The 18728-nt window shown below is 69.0% G+C and carries 17 protein-coding genes; 13 read left to right on the plus strand and 4 right to left on the minus strand.

The genetic code is table 11. From position 1 onward, the window contains the following. Positions 1-323: 323 nt before the first annotated feature. Positions 324-1223: a CDP-alcohol phosphatidyltransferase family protein gene (locus NA12_RS14570; protein WP_067450137.1), complete on the minus strand. Its 900-nt coding sequence runs from the start codon at positions 1221-1223 to the stop codon at positions 324-326. Continuing rightward, on the minus strand, positions 1220-1933 hold the full coding sequence (locus NA12_RS14575) for a phosphatidylserine decarboxylase (protein ID WP_067450140.1): 714 nt from the start codon (positions 1931-1933) through the stop codon (positions 1220-1222). Before NA12_RS14575 ends, NA12_RS14570 begins: the two co-directional genes overlap by 4 nt. Positions 1934-2213: 280 nt before the next feature. Between NA12_RS14575 and NA12_RS14580 the strand changes: the two genes are divergently transcribed. The 5 genes from NA12_RS14580 (at position 2214) to NA12_RS14600 (ending at position 7217) form a co-directional block, all read left to right on the plus strand. After that, positions 2214-3239 carry a beta-ketoacyl-ACP synthase III gene (locus NA12_RS14580; protein ID WP_067450143.1) on the plus strand — a complete coding sequence of 342 codons (1026 nt, stop codon included), beginning with the start codon at positions 2214-2216 and terminating at the stop codon, positions 3237-3239. Between the two features lie 193 nt (positions 3240-3432). Next, positions 3433-3624, plus strand: a complete 192-nt coding sequence (locus NA12_RS14585; protein ID WP_067450146.1) for a hypothetical protein — start codon at positions 3433-3435, stop codon at positions 3622-3624. A gap of 84 nt (positions 3625-3708) precedes the next feature. Next, positions 3709-5376: an NAD(P)/FAD-dependent oxidoreductase gene (locus NA12_RS14590; RefSeq protein ID WP_067450149.1), complete on the plus strand. Its 1668-nt coding sequence runs from the start codon at positions 3709-3711 to the stop codon at positions 5374-5376. A 43-nt stretch (positions 5377-5419) separates the two neighbouring features. Continuing rightward, positions 5420-6877 (plus strand): ATP-binding protein, encoded by a 1458-nt coding sequence (locus NA12_RS14595; RefSeq protein WP_067450487.1) that lies wholly within the window; start codon positions 5420-5422, stop codon positions 6875-6877. After that, positions 6870-7217 carry a UBP-type zinc finger domain-containing protein gene (locus NA12_RS14600; protein ID WP_067450152.1) on the plus strand — a complete coding sequence of 116 codons (348 nt, stop codon included), beginning with the start codon at positions 6870-6872 and terminating at the stop codon, positions 7215-7217. The genes NA12_RS14595 and NA12_RS14600 overlap by 8 nt, the downstream gene beginning before the upstream one ends. An 8-nt stretch (positions 7218-7225) precedes the next feature. Here NA12_RS14600 and NA12_RS14605 read toward each other — a convergent pair whose 3' ends face one another. Further along, entirely contained in the window at positions 7226-7687 is a 462-nt protein-coding gene (locus tag NA12_RS14605) for a hypothetical protein (protein ID WP_243654759.1), read from the minus strand. Positions 7688-7763: 76 nt separating this feature from the next. Here NA12_RS14605 and NA12_RS14610 point away from each other — a divergent pair, with 76 nt between their 5' ends. The 8 genes from NA12_RS14610 to mnhG all read left to right on the plus strand — a co-directional run bounded on the left by NA12_RS14610 (position 7764) and on the right by mnhG (position 17331). Continuing rightward, positions 7764-9998 carry an AAA family ATPase gene (locus NA12_RS14610; protein ID WP_067450155.1) on the plus strand — a complete coding sequence of 745 codons (2235 nt, stop codon included), beginning with the start codon at positions 7764-7766 and terminating at the stop codon, positions 9996-9998. Positions 9999-10070: 72 nt separating this feature from the next. Next, the gene (locus NA12_RS14615) at positions 10071-11348 is read left to right on the plus strand and encodes a hypothetical protein (protein ID WP_132369705.1); all 1278 of its coding nucleotides are present in this window, start codon (positions 10071-10073) and stop codon (positions 11346-11348) included. Between the two features lie 114 nt (positions 11349-11462). Continuing rightward, positions 11463-14252, plus strand: a complete 2790-nt coding sequence (locus NA12_RS14620) for a Na+/H+ antiporter subunit A (RefSeq protein ID WP_067450161.1) — start codon at positions 11463-11465, stop codon at positions 14250-14252. Further along, on the plus strand, positions 14249-14632 hold the full coding sequence (locus tag NA12_RS14625; protein WP_067450164.1) for a Na(+)/H(+) antiporter subunit C: 384 nt from the start codon (positions 14249-14251) through the stop codon (positions 14630-14632). Before NA12_RS14620 ends, NA12_RS14625 begins: the two co-directional genes overlap by 4 nt. Next, positions 14629-16224, plus strand: a complete 1596-nt coding sequence (locus NA12_RS14630; protein ID WP_067450167.1) for a Na+/H+ antiporter subunit D — start codon at positions 14629-14631, stop codon at positions 16222-16224. The genes NA12_RS14625 and NA12_RS14630 overlap by 4 nt, the downstream gene beginning before the upstream one ends. Continuing rightward, the gene (locus tag NA12_RS14635; protein ID WP_067450170.1) at positions 16221-16775 is read left to right on the plus strand and encodes a Na+/H+ antiporter subunit E; all 555 of its coding nucleotides are present in this window, start codon (positions 16221-16223) and stop codon (positions 16773-16775) included. Before NA12_RS14630 ends, NA12_RS14635 begins: the two co-directional genes overlap by 4 nt. Next, positions 16772-17032 carry a monovalent cation/H+ antiporter complex subunit F gene (locus NA12_RS14640; RefSeq protein WP_067450173.1) on the plus strand — a complete coding sequence of 87 codons (261 nt, stop codon included), beginning with the start codon at positions 16772-16774 and terminating at the stop codon, positions 17030-17032. Before NA12_RS14635 ends, NA12_RS14640 begins: the two co-directional genes overlap by 4 nt. Further along, positions 17029-17331: a monovalent cation/H(+) antiporter subunit G gene (gene mnhG / locus NA12_RS14645; RefSeq protein WP_067450176.1), complete on the plus strand. Its 303-nt coding sequence runs from the start codon at positions 17029-17031 to the stop codon at positions 17329-17331. The genes NA12_RS14640 and mnhG overlap by 4 nt, the downstream gene beginning before the upstream one ends. Here the strand turns inward: mnhG and NA12_RS14650 are convergent. Further along, on the minus strand, positions 17328-18680 hold the full coding sequence (locus NA12_RS14650; RefSeq protein ID WP_084472767.1) for a phosphatase PAP2 family protein: 1353 nt from the start codon (positions 18678-18680) through the stop codon (positions 17328-17330). The two genes, mnhG and NA12_RS14650, sit on opposite strands and share 4 nt — an antisense overlap. Positions 18681-18728: the final 48 nt, after the last annotated feature.

The raw sequence follows: 18728 nt of genomic DNA on the forward strand, positions 1-18728 counted from the left end.
GCGGCTGGCGCTGTGTTTTCGGCGGCTGGCGCCGCGGGGTTTGCTGTGTCTTCGGCGGCTGGCGCCGCGGGGTTTTCGGCCCTGGGGGCCTCGAATCCGAGGGGCGATACTGCGCCTTCGGCGTTCCGTCTCGCCCCTCGGATCCGAGGCGGCCGAAAACCGTGGTCCTCCGGTTCAGGTGGTGGCGTTGGTTGCTTCATGGGGAGACGTCCAGTCGCGGGGGTTGCTGAAGCTTTTCGGCTGGCGCCGCAGGGTTTCGGGTGGGGGCGGTGGCGGTGGTTGCTTCATGGGGAGACGTCCAGGCGCGGGGTGTTTGCGTCTGTTCAGTCGTCGTCGTTGCGTGGGCGGCGTAGGCGTAGGCGGGCCGATCCGCGGATCGCGGGGCGGCGGATCGCGGGGCGGCGGATGGCGGGCATTCGGCGCTGGGCTCGTCGTTGCGCTCGTCGCTCGGCCGGCTTGTGCTGCCAGGTTTCCGGGCGCGCGGCCACCCAGCGGGCGGACCGCCAGGCGAACGGGATGTGCGCGAGGTACAGCGCGACCAAGATCAGCAGCAGGACGATCGGGTAGGTGACCAGCAGCGCGGCGGCCAGCGCGGTGAGGACCAGCAGCCCGGCCGCGGCCTGCGGTGCTACCGACACCGACTTCATCGCCAGGGTCGGGATCGTGCTCACGCACAGCAACGCGGCGAAGACCGTCCAGGCGGCGACGAAAGCGAAACTGTCCCACCAGCCGTCACCGAACTGGACCTTCAACGCGATCGGCACCAGTGCGATCAGCGCGCCGGCGGGTGCGGGGACGCCGACGAAGTACTCACGCGCCCAATTCGGGCGGGAGTCGTCGTCGAGTAGGGTGTTGAAGCGGGCGAGACGCAAGACCAGGCTCACCGCGAACAGCAGCGCGACGATCCAGCCCGCGCTGTTGCCGTCGAGCAGGGTGATGTAGATGACCAGCGCGGGCGCGACGCCGAACGAGATCGCGTCCGACAGCGAGTCGAGCTCGGCGCCCATCTTGCTGGTGGCGTCGAGCATGCGCGCGAGCCGCCCGTCGAGCGTGTCGAGTACCGCGGCGGCACCGACCATCGCCAGCGCGATCCCGAGCTCGCCGTCGAGCCCGAACTTCACCGCCGACAGGCCGGCGCACAGCGCGAGGATGGTGACCACGCTCGGCAGCAATCGCACCGAGCGGGGCCGTTTGCGAGGTGCTGTTCGAGCCTGTTCGATCATCCCAGCACAGCCAGGACTGTTTCGGCCCCGATCGTGCGCTGTCCGGGGGCCACCAGCAGTTCGGTGCCGACCGGGAAGTACGTGTCGACGCGAGACCCGAACCGGATCAGGCCGTAGGTGTCACCGATGGTGAGCAGGTCGCCGACGCGGGCATCGCAGACGATGCGCCGAGCCAACAGTCCGGCGATCTGCACCACGACGACCTGCTTGCCGTCGGCGGTGTCGATGACAATGCTGTTGCGCTCGTTGGCGTCGGAGGCCTCCGGCAGATCGGCCGAGAGGAACTTGCCCGGCTGATGCAGCACCTCGCGCACGGTTCCGGACACCGGAACGCGCTGCACGTGCACATCGAGCACCGACAGGAAGATGCTCACGCGCGGCAACGGCTGATCGCCGAGTCCGAGCTCGGCGGGCGGCACGGCGGTGTCGACCAGCGCCACCTCGCCGTCGGCGGGCGCGACCACGATGCCCGCCCGGTTCGGCGGCACCCGATGCGGGTGCCGGAAGAAAGCAGCACAGGCGGCGGCCGAGGCCAGGCCGGCCCGACGCACCCATTTATTGCGTCCGCCGATGACCGCCACCGCCAACGGCACCGCCACGAACGGCAGTCCGGCGGGATGTAGCGGGGGTACAGCGGCCCGCACCAGGTCGACGACATGTCCGACGCCGGTGGTGTCGGGCGTGCCGGGCGGGGTGGGGCGGCGTGCCACGGGCTCCCTCTTTCGTGTGATGACTACGAGCGTTCACACCTTACGGGAACCCCGGGGCAAGCACCTGTGGTCACTCGAGCGATGGTCTTGTCCACGGTACGCCCGGGCCCTGCTGTGACAATCGACACTCGGATCACCACGCGTTAATATGAGGAAGCCTCATGTCTGAGCGTTCACATGGTGTCCACGCACAAGTCACGGGCGATGAGGGACAGATTTCGATGCTTCGGGTACACCCAGCGGTACTGCCGCAGGTAGACAGGTACATAGGAGACGCACAATGGCTCGAATCGCCCAGACAACGGGTACTGAGCACACCGCGATCCTCGGATTGGGCGTCTACCGCCCGACCCGGGTGGTCACCAACGACGAGGTAGCGGGGCCGATCGACTCGAGCGACGAGTGGATCCGCTCCCGGTCCGGCATCAACACCAGGCGCTTCGCCTCGGATGAGGAGACCATCCAATCCATGAGCGTCGCGGCCGCGCGCGACGCGATCGCCGCCGCCGGGGTGCAGGTCGACCAGATCGACTGCGTCATCGTGGCGACGTCGACCCATCTGATGCTCACCCCGGCGGTCGGTCCACGCATCGCCACCGAACTCGGCATGACCGGCTCGGCCGCCTTCGACATCTCGGCGGGCTGCGCCGGGTTCTGTCACGCGCTCGGCATGGCATCGGACCTGGTCCGCGGGGGTACGTCGAAACACGTACTGGTGATCGGCGTCGAAAAACTGAGCGTCACAGTCGACTTCACCGACCGCGCGACGGCCTTCCTGTTCGCCGACGGCGCGGGCGCTGTCATCGTCGGCCCGTCCGCCGAACAGGGCATCGGCCCGACCGTATGGGGTTCGGACGGCACCCAGCACCACGCCATCCGCCAGACCAAGGACTGGGTGGAGTTCTTCGACGAGATCGAGGAGAAGGGCACCGACGCGGTGCGCCCCTATCTCACGATGGAGGGCACCGCGGTGTTCCGCTGGGCCGCGCACTCGCTGGAGAAGGTGTGCCGCGACGCGATCGACCGCGCTGGCCTGACCACCGGCGACCTCGACGCGATGATCCCGCACCAGGCCAACGGCCGGATCATCGAGATCATGGCCCGGGTACTCGAACTGCCGGAGCACTGCGCGCTCGCCAACGATATCGAGGATTCCGGCAACACCTCGGCAGCATCGGTTCCCCTGGCAATGGAGGCGCTACTACGCAAGGGTGAATCGAAGCCGGGCGACACCGCGCTGCTCATCGCCTTCGGCGCCGGGCTGTCCTATGCGGCACAGGTTGTCACCATGCCCGCCTGGAAATAACCGACCGGCAACTTCTCTCATAACCGGGGGTGGCCTGCACCGGAGCAGGCCACCGACCGGCTGGCTCGCCGCGTCCATCCTGCCCCTCTTGCACCAGCCCGGACAGGCTGGCAAACTTTTCGCTATCTCCATTTTGCTGATCGACGAAGCTCAGCCTCCAGCCTTCCCATCGTCGAACCCGAGGTGATCGGCCGTGAAACTGCGCTCACTCCTGCCACGCAGGCACACCAACGAGGTCCCGCTCCTGCCGAGCATCGGACCGGAGGACGCCTTCGCGCTCCCCAGCGCGCTCATGCCGCGCGGCACCCGTCTCAAACGCGAGGAACGCCTCGAACGGTTGCTCACGCCCTCTGAGCTCGACATCGTGCTGCACCGCCAGGTTTAGGTTGTGGAGCGCCGGCCGGGGTCGGGCGGGCCGCTGGGGGCTACGAGCGTGGGTAGTGGGGCTCGGAAGGGGATACTCGATCGGGTGAGCACTCCCTCGGTAACCAAACCGGCCATTTTGAGCGTTGACGACGATCCGGGCGTATCGCGCGCCGTGGTTCGGGATCTGCGCCGCCGTTACGGCGCCGACTATCGGATTCTGCGGGCCGAATCGGGGGCGCAGGCACTCGAGGCGCTGCGCGAGATGAAACTGCGTGGGCAGCCGGTGGCGGTGCTGATCGCCGATTACCGCATGCCGGGCATGGACGGGATCGAATTCCTCGAGCAGGCGATGGACCTGCACCCGTACGCGCGCCGGGTGCTGCTCACCGCCTACGCCGACACCGACGCCGCGATCAACGCGATCAACGTCATCGATCTCGACCACTATCTGCTCAAGCCGTGGGACCCGCCGGAGGAGAAGCTGTACCCGGTGATCGACGGGTTGCTCGAGGTGTGGCGCAGCGCGGAGCAGCGGCCGGTGTACGAGACCAAGGTCGTCGGCGATCGATGGTCGCCGCGGTCTTCGCAGGTGCGCGAATTCCTGGCGCGCAATCAGCTGCCGTATCGGTGGTACCCGGTCGATGAGCCGGAGGGCACCCGGTTGCTCGAGGCGGCGGGCGCCGATCCGCTGACCTGTCCGGTGGTGATCACGGCCGCGGGCACCGCGCTGATCCAGCCGACCGACAGCGAGCTCGCCGAGAACGTCGGGCTCACCGTCGAGCCGAGCGGGGACTTCTACGATCTGATCGTGGTCGGCGGCGGACCCGCCGGGCTCGGCGCGGCGGTCTACGGCGCGTCGGAGGGACTGCGCACGGTGCTGGTCGAGCGCACGGCGACCGGCGGACAGGCGGGGCAGAGCTCGCGGATCGAGAACTATCTCGGCTTTCCCGACGGGGTGTCGGGCTCGCAGCTGGCGGACCGGGCCCGGCGGCAGGCGTCGAAGTTCGGCGCGGAGCTCATCACCACCCGTGATGTGGTCGCGCTCGAGATCAACGGGTCGGCGCGCACGGTGCGCTTCGCCGATGGCGGAAAGCTGTGCGCGCATACAGTTCTGATCGCGACCGGCGTGGACTATCGACGTCATCCGGCGCCGGGTGTGGACGAATTCACCGGGCGCGGTGTGTATTACGGATCGGCGATGACCGAAGCGGCCGAATGCGCCGAGCAGGAGGTCTACATCGTCGGCGGGGCCAATTCGGCAGGGCAGGCCGCGGTGTTCTTGTCCCGCAACGCCCTTCGCGTGCATCTGGTGGTTCGGGGCGACTCGCTCGAGCGGTCGATGTCGCACTATCTCGTGCGCCAGATCGCGGGCATCGACAACATCGTCGTGCACACCGAGACCGAGGTGGTCGGCGCCGACGGCGACACGCACCTGGAACGGATCATCCTGCGAGACAACAGCACCGGCACCGAGGACAAGGTCGACGCGCAACGGCTGTTCCTGTTCATCGGCGCCGCGCCGCAGACCGGCTGGCTCGACGGCGTCGTCCTCCGGGACGCCGCCGGATACGTACTGGCCGGGCCCGATCTGATGGTCGACGGCGCGCGCCCACCCGGCTGGGAACTGCCACGCCCACCGCAACACCTCGAGACCAGCGTCCCGGGCGTGTTCGTCGCCGGCGATGTGCACGCCGAATCCGCCAAGCGGGTCGCCTCGGCGGTCGGTGAGGGTGCGATGGCGGTCATGCTCGTTCACCGGTATCTGGCATGAGCGGCCCGAGCATGCCCATGGAGACAGCGTGAGTGAGGACTCGATGATCTGCGATCCGGAAGAACTGCGCACCCTGTTCCTGTTCGAGAAGCTCGACGACTCCCAGCTCGCCGAGCTGTGCGCGATCGGGCGCATCGAGTACGTCGACCCGGGCCCGGTGTTCCGCGAGGGTGACCCCGCCACCTGCTTCTACGTGCTGATCGACGGCGAGGTCCGGCTCACCAAACTGTCCGGCGGTGTGGACATCGAGATCAACCGCACCGACCATCGCGGGGTATACGCGGGCGCCTGGATGGCCTACCTGGGCGAGCGGGCGAACCAGGACTACAACGGCTCGATGTATGTGCTGCGCCGCTCCCGATTCCTGGTGATGGACGCTGCCGATTTCGCCAGGATCATGCGCGAGTGGTTCCCGATGGCCGTGCACCTGCTCGAGGGCGCGTTCTTCGGCGGACAGAAATCCAACCAGCGGATCGCCGAACGCGAACGCCTGCTCGCGCTGGGATCGCTGTCGGCCGGGCTCACCCACGAGCTCAACAATCCCGCCGCCGCCGCGGTGCGCGCCACCTCCGGCCTGCGCGAACGCGTCGCCGGGATGCGGCACAAGCTGAAGATGATGGCCGAGGGCAAGTTCCCGGCCGACGCCCTGGTCCAACTCGTCGAGCTGCAGGAGCAGGCCGCCGACCGGGTCGCCAAGGCACCCGATCTCAGCCCCTTGGAAGCCGCCGATCGCGAGGACGCGCTGGCGGAGTGGTTCGACGAGCGCGGCATCGCCGACGGCTGGAACCTGGCGCCCACCTTCGTGCAGGCCGGCCTGGACACCGACTGGCTCGAGGGCGTGCACGCGACCCTGGAGGCCTGCCAGGCGCCGGTGTTCGAGGGCGCCGTGCGCTGGCTGAACTACACCATCGAGACCGAGTTGCTGATGAACGAGATCTTCGACTCGACCACCCGGATCTCCACGCTCGTCGGGGCGGCCAAACAGTATTCGCAGATGGATCGCGCGCCCTATCAGGTCGTCGACCTGCACGAACTACTCGACTCCACCCTGGTGATGCTCAACCGCAAACTCGGCGACGGCATCCGCGTGGTGAAGGACTACGACCGCGGCCTGCCGCCGATTCCCTGCTTCGCCGCCGAACTCAATCAGGTGTGGACCAACCTGATCGACAACGCGGTCTACGCGATGGCCGGTGAGGGCACCCTGACGATCCGCACCTCCAAGGACAACGACTGCGCCGCCATCGAGATCGGCGACACCGGGCCGGGCATCGCCCCCGAGGCGCGTGGCCGGATCTTCGAGCCGTTCTTCACCACCAAACCGGTCGGCGACGGCACCGGACTCGGCCTCGACATCTCGTTCCGGATCGTGGCGAACAAGCACAACGGTGACATCCGGGTGGAATCGGAACCCGGCAACACGCGCTTCATCGTCCGTCTGCCGTTGCACCCGGCGGCGGAGGATGTCAGCACACCTACTACAGGAGGTCAGGATGGCTGAAGCCGGGATCGACCCGAGCGTGCCCGCCAGCGGCGCGGGCTGCGTCGAGTGCGACGCGAGCGGCAGCTGGTGGGTGCATCTGCGCCGCTGCGCCGAATGCGGGCATGTCGGCTGCTGTGACAGCTCCCCCAACAAGCACGCGACGAAGCACTTCGAGGCCACCGCGCACCCGTTCATCCAGAGCTACGAACCGGGCGAGGACTGGTTCTACAACTTCGCCAGTGGCGAGATGTACAGCGATGGTCCCGAACTCGCCGCGCCGACCAGCCATCCCACCGATCAGTCCGTTCCCGGACCGGCCGCGCGGGTCCCCGCGAACTGGCAATCGCTGCTCGGCTGAGCGGGGAGTTACGGCTTCATTCCGGCGGCGTCGGCTACCGGCTTGTCGGCGTTGGACGGGACGAGGCAGACCAGTTTCACGGTGCTGAGCGCCACGTTGGGGCTGTTCTCGAACGGACCGCCGGGGTTGGCCGCGAGGATCTGATCGATCGCCTTCTTCTCACCGTCGGAGTCGAGCGACTTGAACTGGGTGCAGGTGATGGCGGCGCTCGGCGAGGCCGAGGTCGGCGCCGCGCTCGAGGTGGACGCCTTGGTGGTGGCGGGGGCGCTGGAGCTCGGCGTGCCCTTGCGCAGCCCGCTCGCATCAGCGGAGTCGTCGGACCCGCACCCGACCAAGGTCAGGGCCAATGTCCCGGCTGCCAGAACGGCGAGGGAGATTCGGTTCATCTGCTGCTTTCCCCGGTAGATCGTGGCGCCGGTGCCTCCGGCGCGTCCGGTGCAGCGTACCGACTGGCGGCGATAGTTCGTCATGTCGGCCAGAATGGCCGCCTGACCTTGCGAGCGGCCTATCGATTCCTGATCGCGGCGCGAGGGGCAGAATGGGGCGGTGGCTGAACTCTCGCTCACCGCCCGGCTCAATCCCTCCGCGGCCGACGCCCGGCGCGGGGTGGTGCGCCTGCACCCCGAGACGCTCACCGCGCTCGGCCTGCGCGAATGGGACGGCATCGCGCTGATCGGCGGCCGTCGGACCGCGGCGGTGGTGGCGAAGGCGCCCGCGGACAGTCCGCCGGGGGTGGCGCTGCTCGATGACGTGACGCTGTCGAATGTGGGCTTGCGGGAGAACGCGGCGGTGACCGTCGCGCCGGTGACCGTCTTCGGCGCCAGACAGATCTCGCTGAGCGGCTCGGCGCACGCGATGGCCAGTATCGCCGCGACCACCCTGCGCCAGGCGCTGCTCGGCAAGGTGGTGACCGTGGGCGACACGGTGTCGCTGCTGCCGCGCGACCTGGGACCCGATATCAGTTCCGCGGCGGCCACCCAGGCGCTCTCGCGCGCCTTCGGGATCGCCTGGACCACCGAACTGCTCACCGTGACGGCGATCGACCCCATGCCGGGACCGGTGAGCGTGCAACCGAACTCCGCCGTCGGCTGGGGTGCGGGCGCGGCCGCGATCCAGCACACGGTGGAACGAGACGGGCACCAGCCCTCGGACAGCGAGCTGGGGCAGTTCTCGAGTCCGGATCAGCCGGGATCGGCGGCCGTGCAGGTGAGTTCGGGCAGCGCGCCGATCCAGCTGGAGGACCTGGCCGGGGTGCAGAGCCAGGCGGCCAAGCTGGCCGAGTGGCTGAGCTTGGCGCTCGACGAACCCGAACTGCTCAAGACACTCGGCGCACCGGCGCATCTCGGTGTGGTGATCACCGGTCCCGCCGGGGTCGGCAAGGCCACGTTCGCCAAAGCTGTCGCCGCACCGCGCCGTATCGTCGAACTCGACGGGCCGAGTGTCGGCGCCACCGAGAGCGGCAACCGACTGCGCGCGGTCGCCGAGGCGGTGGCCGATGTCGCCACCGGACAGGGCGGCGTGCTGCTGATCACCGACATCGACGCGCTGTTGCCCGCCGAGGCCGAGCCCGTGGCCACCCTCGTTCTCGACCAGCTACGGGCCGCGGTGCGCGCACCGTGCGTCGCCCTGCTGGCCACCACCGCCCATCCGACCCAGGTGGACGCCCGGCTGCGCGCGCCCGACCTGTGCGATCGCGAACTGGCGTTGCCGCTGCCCACCGCGGCGATCCGGCGGGCACTGCTGGAGCAGCTGCTGCGCAAGGTGCCCGCGGGGAAGCTGGATCTCGAGGTGATCGCCGCACGCACACCGGGTTTCGTGGTCGCCGATCTGACCGCGCTGAGCCGGGAAGCGGCGGTGCGCGCGGCGGGCCGTGCCAGTCGTGAGCACACCGAACCCGAACTCGTCCAGGACGATCTGATCGGCGCGCTGGCGGTGATCCGACCGCTGTCGCGTTCGGGCACCGAGGAATTGGCGATCGGCTCGCTCGACCTCGACGACGTCGGCGACATGGTCGAAACCAAACAGGCACTCACCGAATCGGTGCTGTGGCCGCTGCGCCACCCCGACTCGTTCGCCCGCCTCGGCATCGAACCGCCGCGCGGGGTCCTGCTCTACGGACCACCCGGCTGCGGCAAGACCTTCCTGGTCCGGGCACTGGCCGGGACCGGCCAGCTCAGCGTGCACGCGGTGAAAGGCGCTGAGCTGATGGACAAGTGGGTCGGCTCGTCGGAACGCGCGGTGCGCGAATTGTTCCAGCGGGCCCGCGACTCGGCACCCTCGCTGATCTTCCTCGACGAGGTCGACGCGCTCGCCCCCCGACGCGGCCAGAGCAGCGACTCCGGGGTGGCGGACCGCGTGGTCGCCGCGCTGCTCACCGAACTCGACGGGGTCGAACCGCTGCGCGATGTGGTGGTGGTCGGCGCGACCAACCGTCCCGAATTGATCGATCCCGCGCTGCTGCGGCCGGGCCGACTCGACCGCCTGGTCTTCGTGCCGCCGCCGGACGGCCCGGCCCGGCTCGAGATCCTGCGCACCGCGGGCCGCTCGGTGCCGCTGGCCGCGGACGTCGACCTGGCCGCGCTGGCAACCGATCTCGACGGCTACTCGGCCGCCGACTGCGCCGCACTGCTCCGCGAGGCCGCGCTGTCGGCACTGCGCCGCGATATGGCCGCCGCCGATGTCACGGCGCAGGACGTGGCCACCGCCCGCGCGAGCGTGCGCCCCTCCCTCGACCCCGCGCAGGTCGAATCGCTGCGCCGCTACGCCGAGAGCAGAGCGTGAGGTCGAACTCGCCGCCCTGGTCCGGCCCCGATATCCCCGGTGGCGGCGTGCATCGCCGGTAACGTCGATGCGGTGCCCAAGATCGGTGATGGTCTGGACGCGGTCGCGGCGTTCGCCGGCGCCGCCGCCGCGGGGATGTCGCTGTTCGTACCGTTCAGCTTCAGTGACGACGCGACGATCGATTCGCCGTATCGCGTCACCAGTCTGATCAACAGCGTTCCCCGCGCGGCCGCCCTCGGTCTCATCGTCGCTGTTGTCGTCGCCGTGCTGGCCAGGCCCGTGACCCGGCCGGGACTGATCTGGCTCACCGCGACGGGCGGCGCGGCGACGCTGGCGCTCAACTACCTCATCGGCGAGGCGATGACCTCCGCCGATGTGCTCACCACCCAGAACTACATCGACTCACTGTGCGGCGGTGTGCTGTTCGGGGCGCTGTGCGTCTGCACGTGGCGGACGCGCTGGTCAGCGGTCGGTTTCGGGCTCGGGGTCCTGGTCGTGTTCGTCTACGGCGAAGTGGTCGCGGTATTCACCTCGAACGCCTCGGAGATGGCGGACCAGGTCGTGCACACTCCGATCTGGCTGGTCGGGTCGGCGGTGGTGTTGCTGGCGGTGAACACCGCACGCCACCGGCACGGCCTCATGCTGCCCGCGATGCCGCGAATCGCGGCGGATCTGCCGATCGCCCCGATCATCGCCACCACCGTGCTGTCGCTGTCGCTGCTGATCGCCACCGAATGGCTCGGCCGTGAGTTCGACGGACGCCGCGCGAACCCCTGGCAGGTCGCCCTCGCCGTGATCGTCACCATCGTGGCGGCGTTCACGGCCGCCGTGCTGCTGCCGGGCCGTGACGGCACCGGCGTGCTGATCGCCGTGAGCGTCGCCGCGGCAGCCGATTCCCTCAGTGAGGCACCCAGCCTCGGCTGGCATCTCGTCCTCGTCCTCGTCGTCGGTGTGGCGGCCATCCTGGCGGGCCGGCGCTGGGCAACACCGTGGGGCGCGCTGCTCGGCGCCGCCGTGCTCTGCGGTTTCGCCATCGTGGCCGACCGCCTTCCGTGGGCGTTAGTGTGGACGGCCGGGGTGTTACTGGTGACCGGTGTCGCCGGTTTCGCGATCGGCTCCCTGCGGGTGAGCTATCTGCCGAGCGCGATGCTGTGTCTCGGCAGCCTGTACCTGCCGTCGGTCCTGTGGTCCATTCCCACCGGGGAGCGGCAGTGGCCGACGGGCGGCACCGCCCTGGCCGACCGGGTGCCGGGACAGGTCGCGCTGGCCATCACCGTCGGGGCCGCGGCCGGACTCGCTGTGCTGTACCAGATCCGGCCCGCCGCGCGGCCCCAGGCGGCGCGGCCATAGCCACACCGCACGCGACATGGCCGACGCGACAACCTCGGTGCCGCCGCACATCGCGTCCGCGCCCGTAGGATCGGGGCGCGCTACTCGACCGCTACCTACCCGACGGAGGGGGAGTTGCTAGCCGTACTGCTCGTTCACGCACTGGCCGCCCTGCTGGCCCCGCTGTGTGTACGAGTGCTCGGCCGCAACGCTTTCTACCTGCTCGCCCTGGTACCGCTCGGCAGCCTCGGCTGGGTGATCGCGCACTGGGGAACCACCGTGACCACGCGGATGCAGTGGGCGCCACAGATCTCGATGAACATCGACCTGCGTTTCGATGCCCTCACCGCGGTGATGTGCACGCTGGTGCTCGGCATCGGCGCGCTGATCCTGGCGTACTGCGGGCGGTACTTCGAGCGCGACGAGGCCAGGCTCGGGGTGTTCGCGGCCGAGCTGACCGGGTTCGCCGGGGCCATGTTCGGGCTCGTCACCAGCGATAACATGCTGCTGCTCTATGTGTTCTGGGAAATCACGACCGTGCTGTCGTTCCTGCTCGTCGGCCACTACGCCGAACGTTCGGTCAGTCGGAGGGCCGCGATCCAGGCGCTGCTGGTGACCGGCGCGGGCGGGCTGGCGATGCTGGTCGGGATCGTCATCCTCGGGCTGCGCTACGACAGTTTCCTGCTCTCGGATCTGCTCGCGGCGAGCTCGGTACCGGCCGGCAGCGCCGTCTCGGTCGCGGTCGGGCTGGTGCTGATCGGGGCGATCAGCAAATCGGCGATCGTGCCGCTGCACTTCTGGTTGCCCGGCGCGATGGCCGCGCCGACACCGGTGAGCGCCTATCTGCACGCCGCCGCGATGGTGAAAGCCGGTATCTACCTGGTTGCCCGGCTCGCGCCCGCGCTCGCGCAGACCCCGCCATGGCATCTGATGCTGCTGCCGCTCGGCATCGCCACGATGCTGCTGGCCGGGTGGCGAGCGATCCAGGTGCACGATCTGAAGCTGGTGCTGGCGTTCGGCACCGTCAGCCAGCTCGGCTTGATGATCACGATGATGGGCGTCGGCACGCCCGACGCGGCGCTGGCCGGGCTCACCCTGCTGGTGGCGCACGCGCTGTTCAAGGCGTGCCTGTTCATGGTGGTCGGCATCATCGACCACGGCGCGGGGACAAGGGATCTGCGCGAACTGTCCGGGCTCGGGCGGCGGGTGCCGGTGCTGTGCGCGACCGCGGTGCTCGCGGCGCTCAGCATGGCCGGGCTGCCGCCGCTGCTCGGTTTCGTCGGCAAGGAGTCGGCGCTCGGCGCGCTGTGGTCGGCCGAGGTGCTGAGCTCACCGGTGCGGTTGGCCCTGCTGGCCGGGGTCACCGTCGGTTCGGCGTTCACCGTGGCCTACAGCATCCGATTCGTCTGGGGCGCTTTCGGCGGCACCGCGAATCCCGGGCACGCGCTCACCTGGCACGCACCGGGCCCGCTGCTGCTCGGCCCGCCCGCGGTGCTCGCGGTGGCCGGGCTGGCGGGCGGTTTCGACACCCAGTCGGTCGACCGATGGTTGAGCCCCTATGCCGGGTCGTTGCCCGGCGTACTCGACGCCCATCTCGCCCTGTGGCACAGCTTCACCGGACCGCTCGCGCTGACGGTGGTCATCGTCGCGGCCGGTATCGCGCTGTTCCTGATCCGCGGCCGGATCGGTGAACCCGCGCACCCGCGCCTGGGCAACGCCGATCGCGGCTACGACGCGGCCCTGCGCGCGATGGATCGACTGTCGTTGCGCATCACCGCAACTGTGCAGTCCGGTTCGCTGCCCGCCAGCCAGGCCACCATCCTCGGCACGCTCATCGTGTTGCCGACGGTCCTGCTCGCGGTCGGTACCAGGACCGGAGTGCGCCTGCGACTGTGGGATTCACCGTTGCAGGCGGCGATCGGTGCGATCCTGATCGCGATGGCGCTGGCCGCCACCGTCTTGCGCAACAGGTTGGCCAGCGTGCTCGTCGTCGGGGTGACGGGCTACGGGTGCGGCGTGATCTTCGCGCTGCACGGCGCCCCCGATCTCGCACTGACCCAATTTCTCGTCGAGACACTGACTTTGGTCGTGTTCGTGCTCGTGTTGCGCGCGTTCCCGGCCGAGATCGCCGAGAGTCAGGGCACGGCGTTCAAATTCCGGCGCGCGCTGCTGGCCATCGGCGTCGGCATCACCGTCCCCGTACTCGCCGCGTTCGCCATCGCCGCCAAGCACGCCAACCCGATCTGGCAGGCCATCCCCGACGCGGCCTATCGGATCGGCGGCGGCAAGAACGCGGTCAATGTCCTGCTGGTCGATATCCGCGCCTGGGACACCCTCGGTGAGATCTCGGTGCTCGTCGTCGCCGCGACCGGCGTCGCGTCACTGGTCTTTCGCAGCCGCCGCTTCGGCAGCGCACCCCGCGCCGCCGATTCCCCGAACTACGACCCCGACGCGGTGAGCTGGCTGCCCGCCGCCCGTCTGCTGGATCGCCGCGATCGCTCGATGGTCCTGCAGATCACCACCCGGCTGGTGTTCCCCACCATCATGGTGCTGTCGGTGTATTTCTTCTTCGCCGGCCACAACGCGCCCGGCGGCGGCTTCGCGGGTGGCCTGGTCGCCGGGCTTGCCCTGACCCTGCGGTATCTGGCGGGTGGCCGATACGAACTGGGCGAAGCGCTCCCGGTGGACGCCGGGCACCTGCTCGGCGCCGGACTCACCCTCGCCGCGGGCACCGCGACCGCGTCGCTGCTGCTCGGCGCGCCGCCCCTGTCCTCGGCGATCATCGAGGTGACGCTGCCGCTGCTCGGGCAGATCAAACTGGTCACCGCCATGTTCTTCGACCTCGGCGTCTACCTGGTGATCGTCGGGCTGGTGCTCGATGTCCTGCGCAGCCTCGGCGCCCGCCTGGACAAGGAGATCCCGTGAGCGCCAACCTAGTTCTGCTGATCACCATCGGTGTACTCACCGCGTGCGGTGTCTACCTGCTGCTGGAGCGGGTGGTCTCGAAGATGCTGCTGGGGATGATCCTGCTCGGCAACGCGGTGAACCTGCTCATTCTCACGATGGGCGGCGAGGACGGGAAACCACCGATCCTCGGCAGCTCCGACACCTCCCCCGACGGCATGGCCGATCCGCTCGCACAGGCCATGGTGCTCACCGCGATCGTGATCACCATGGGCCTGGCGGCTTTCGTGCTGGCGCTGGCATATCGCGCCTACATGCTGACCACCACCGAAGACGTGACCAACGACCCCGAAGACGCCCAGGTCGCCGCCCGCCGCGAACGGGAGGATCCCGAGAAGTGACCCTGTCCCCGGAGCTGTTGCCCGCCATCGCCGCACTGCCTGTGCTGGTTCCGCTGCTCGCCGCCGCGGCGACGCTGGTGTTCGGCCGCCGCCCCCGACTCCAGGCGATCATCACGCTCACGGCCCTGTCGGCGGTGCTGGTGATCAGCGGGTTGCTGCTGTATCTCGCCGACCGCGACGGCACCACCGCCGTGCAGGTGGGCGGCTGGCCCACCCCGATCGGCATCACGTTGGTGGTCGACCGGCTCAGCGCCGCCATGCTGCTGGTCTCGGCCTTCGTCCTGCTCTTGGTGTCGATCTACGGTGCGGGACAGAACATCTCCGACGGCGACGAGCACCAGCCGACCTCGATCTACCGGCCCACCTACCTGATCCTGACCGCGGGTGTGTCGACCGCGTTCCTGGCCGGTGACCTGTTCAACCTGTTCGTCGGCTTCGAGGTCCTGCTCGTCGCCTCGTTCGTGCTGCTCACCGTGGGCGCCACCGAGGAGCGGATCCGCACCGGCATCGCCTATGTGATGGTGTCGATGGTGTCGTCGCTGATCTTCCTGATCGGCATCGGCCTCACCTACGCGGCGACCGGCACCCTCAATCTCGCCCAACTGGCCGTGCGCCTGGAAGCGACACCCAGTGGCGTGCGCACCGCCTGCTACGCGGTGCTGCTCATCGCGTTCGGGATCAAGGCGGCGGTGTTCCCGCTGTCGAGCTGGCTGCCCGACTCCTACCCGACCGCGCCCGCGCCGGTCACCGCGGTGTTCGCGGGTCTGCTCACCAAAGTCGGTGTGTACGCGATCATCCGCACCCACACGCTCTGGTTTCCCGACGGCGCGTTCGATGACATCCTGCTGGTATGCGGACTGGCGACGATGCTCGTCGGCGTCCTCGGCGCTATCGCGCAGACCGATATCCGGCGTCTGCTCTCGTTCACCCTGATCAGCCATATCGGCTACATGGTGTTCGGGATCGGGCTCGCCACCACCGCGGGACTCACCGGCGCGGTGTTCTATATCGCCCACCACATCCTGGTGCAGACCGCGCTGTTCCTCGCTGTCGGACTGATCGAACGCCAGGCCGGGTCGGTGTCGCTGCGCCGGATCGGCGGACTGGCGAGCGCCAGTCCGCTGCTGGGCGTGCTGTTCCTGGTCCCGGCCCTGAATCTCGGTGGTATCCCGCCGTTTTCCGGGTTCATCGGCAAGGTCGCGCTGCTGGAGGCGGGTGCCGCCGACGGCAGTGTATTGGCGTGGGTGCTGGTCGCGGGTTCGGTGATCACCAGCCTGCTCACGCTGTACGCGGTAGCCCGGGTGTGGAGCAAAGCGTTCTGGCGACCACGCGAAGACGCGCCGGAGGGCCATCTCACCGCCGCGAATCTGCCCACGCTGGTGGAGGATTCGACCGATGTGCACTACGAGGATCGCACCGATCCCGGCCGTATGCCGGTCCTGATGACGCTGGCCACCATCGGGCTCGTCTGCGCGGGACTCGCGCTCACGGTGTTCGCCGGGCCGGTTCTCGGCATCGCCGAACGCGCCGCCGACGACCTGCACGACCCGTCGGTCTACATCGACTCGGTCCTGGGCCCGGTGCTGCGATGAGCCGACTGATCAACCGCGACAACGCCCTTCGCATCGGCGTGCTGATCTGGCTCACCGCCGTCTGGATCGCGCTCTGGGGCGATCTGAGCCTGGCCAACACCTTCGCGGGCGTCGTCGTCGCACTGGTCGTGGTGTTCGCGTTGCCTCTGCCCCTGGTCCCCGTGGCCGGGCGCTTCCATCCGCTGTCGTTTCTCGAATTGATCGTTGTGGCCGGCTATTACGCGCTCGAATCGAGCTTTCAGGTGGCCTGGTTCGCGATCCGGCCCAGCGGACCGCCGGTCTCGGGCGTGCTCCGCGTGAATCTGGGCATCCAGTCCGATCTCGTGCTGGTGATATGCACCGACCTGCTCAACCTGATTCCCGGCACCATGGTCCTCGAACTCGATCGCGCGCGCTGTGTGGTCTATGTCCACGTCCTCGATGTGGGCAGCGACGAGGCGGTCGTGAAGTTCTACCGCATCACCCGGCGTCTGGAACATCTGATGATCATGGCCTTCGAACGACCGAGCGAGCGCCGCCGCGTCGAAACCCCACCGGAGGTGCAACCATGACCGTCGTCGCCGTCATCGCCGCTGTCCTGCTCACGGCCGCCGCGGTGATCACCAGCTACCGCGTCCTCGCCGGGCCGAGCACCCTCGACCGGGTCGTCGGGATCGATTCGCTGATGGCCATCGCCGCGTCCGGGCTCGCGGTCTGGGCTGCCTACAGCGGCGACACCACCGTGATCCCCGCGATCGTGGCGCTCGCGCTGGTCGGTTTCCTCGGCTCCGCCGCGGTGACCCGCTTCCGGGTGCGGGATGACCGATGAGCGTGTGGGAATGGGTTTCGGCGGTCCTGATCCTGACCGGCTGCGCGCTCGCGTTCACGGCGTCGATCGGCATCGTGCGCTTCCCCGACACCCTCACCCGCATGCACGCGGCCACGAAACCACAGGTGGTCGGCCTCATCCTGGTCCTCGTCGGCGCGGGTATCGACATCCGCGACGACGTCAACGTCTGGATGCTCCTGCTCACCGGTCTGTTCACGGTCATCACCGCGCCGGTCATCGCCCATCTCATCGGCCGCACCGCCTACCGCGAACAACGCCACCGCGATGGCCTCTTCTAGATAGCGGGCGTCGCGATTCGCTCGATGGCCGGTGCGGGCGCGGTGGCGAACCAGGTGTTGTGGAAGGCGATAGCGACCCCGGCCAGCAGCCCGATGACGATCGCACCCGCGACCACCGGATACTCCGACATCGGCACCGCCAGATACCGGTAGGACAGCAGCAGCCCCGCGAACACCGCCGCCCCGAAGCCGACCAGCCCGATCCGGAAACCGCCCCAACCCCGCTCGGGCGCGCGCAGCGCCGATTCGACGGTCAGGCACAGCACCGCGCCCGCCACCAGATCCACGCCGTAGTGATAGCCGAATCCCAGTGTCGCGGTGACCGTGGCGGCCAGCCAGAACGCCCCGCCCCAGCGCATCCAGACCGGGGCTCGGGACCCGTCGACATCGCGGCGGGTGTGGATGAACAGCGACAGCGCCCACGCGGTATGCATCGAGGGCATGCAGTTGCGCGGGGTGAACTCGTCGAAGGTCAGCGCGGCCGGGTTCGAGCCCAGCGGTGGCATCGCGGCGGGCCAGAAATTGCCCACCTGGAAACCGTGCCCGTCGGCGCCGAACGCGAACATCGGCCCGACGATCGGGAACAGCACATAGAACAGCGGCCCGACCAGACCGAGCACCAGGAAGGTGCGCACCAGATAGTGGCTCGGCCACTGCCCGGTGGTGACCACCTTGCGCAACTGCCACACCGCCACCGCGATCGCGGCCACCGGCAGCTCGATGTAGACCCAGTGCAGCACCGCGTACACCTCGGGCCCGAGCACATCCAGCACCCGCCCGACGACCCACGACGGGTCACCGAGCGCGTGATCGGCGAGGAGCGCGTATTCGTCGAACACCGTGGGTCGCATCGCCGAAGTCAGGTGCAACCACACGTCACCGACCTTGGTGGCCAGCACCAGCAGCGCGCCGAGCGCGACTGCCTTCAGCGCGTCGGCGCGCTCGCGCCCCCGCCACCGCACTGCCGCGACGACGGCCAGCGCGGCCAGCACGATCGTCGGCCCGTTGCCGACGGTGAACGGCTTGCCGTCGATGAGTCGCAGCGCCACCCAGACCGCATCGATCCCGATCGCGGCGGCCAGCGCCAACACGCGGCGGCGCGTGGAGATCCCGACGAGCGCGAGGATCAACCCCGCCCATGGCACCGACATCGATTTGGGCGTACCGACGAAGTCACGAGCCAGGCTGGCGAGCGGTCCATCGAAGCCACTGACCGAGGCGACGATCTGTAATCCCACCAGCAGCGCGAGCACTGCGCCCACCCCGACGACGGCGAGTACGCGCGGTTCACGCAGACGCGTACCGAGGTCTGCACCCCCCGCAACGGCGCGCGGATATTCGACAAGCATCCAGCCATCGTAAACGGCGGGTTAACGCCATATCCCTGGGTAGCTGAA

Origin of the sequence: Nocardia alba NBRC 108234, assembly GCF_001612665.1 — a bacterium.
Taxonomy (GTDB): domain Bacteria; phylum Actinomycetota; class Actinomycetes; order Mycobacteriales; family Mycobacteriaceae; genus Nocardia; species Nocardia alba.

Coding starts and splice junctions, on each gene's coding strand:
- NA12_RS14570 (WP_067450137.1), bottom strand. CDS start 1,223: ATGATCGAACAGGCTCGAACAGCACCTCGCAAACGGCCCCGCTCGGTG.
- NA12_RS14580 (WP_067450143.1), top strand. CDS start 2,214: ATGGCTCGAATCGCCCAGACAACGGGTACTGAGCACACCGCGATCCTC.
- NA12_RS14605 (WP_243654759.1), bottom strand. CDS start 7,687: ATGACGAACTATCGCCGCCAGTCGGTACGCTGCACCGGACGCGCCGGA.
- NA12_RS14650 (WP_084472767.1), bottom strand. CDS start 18,680: ATGCTTGTCGAATATCCGCGCGCCGTTGCGGGGGGTGCAGACCTCGGT.
- NA12_RS14640 (WP_067450173.1), top strand. CDS start 16,772: ATGACCGTCGTCGCCGTCATCGCCGCTGTCCTGCTCACGGCCGCCGCG.
- NA12_RS14635 (WP_067450170.1), top strand. CDS start 16,221: ATGAGCCGACTGATCAACCGCGACAACGCCCTTCGCATCGGCGTGCTG.
- mnhG (WP_067450176.1), top strand. CDS start 17,029: ATGAGCGTGTGGGAATGGGTTTCGGCGGTCCTGATCCTGACCGGCTGC.
- NA12_RS14595 (WP_067450487.1), top strand. CDS start 5,420: ATGATCTGCGATCCGGAAGAACTGCGCACCCTGTTCCTGTTCGAGAAG.
- NA12_RS14600 (WP_067450152.1), top strand. CDS start 6,870: ATGGCTGAAGCCGGGATCGACCCGAGCGTGCCCGCCAGCGGCGCGGGC.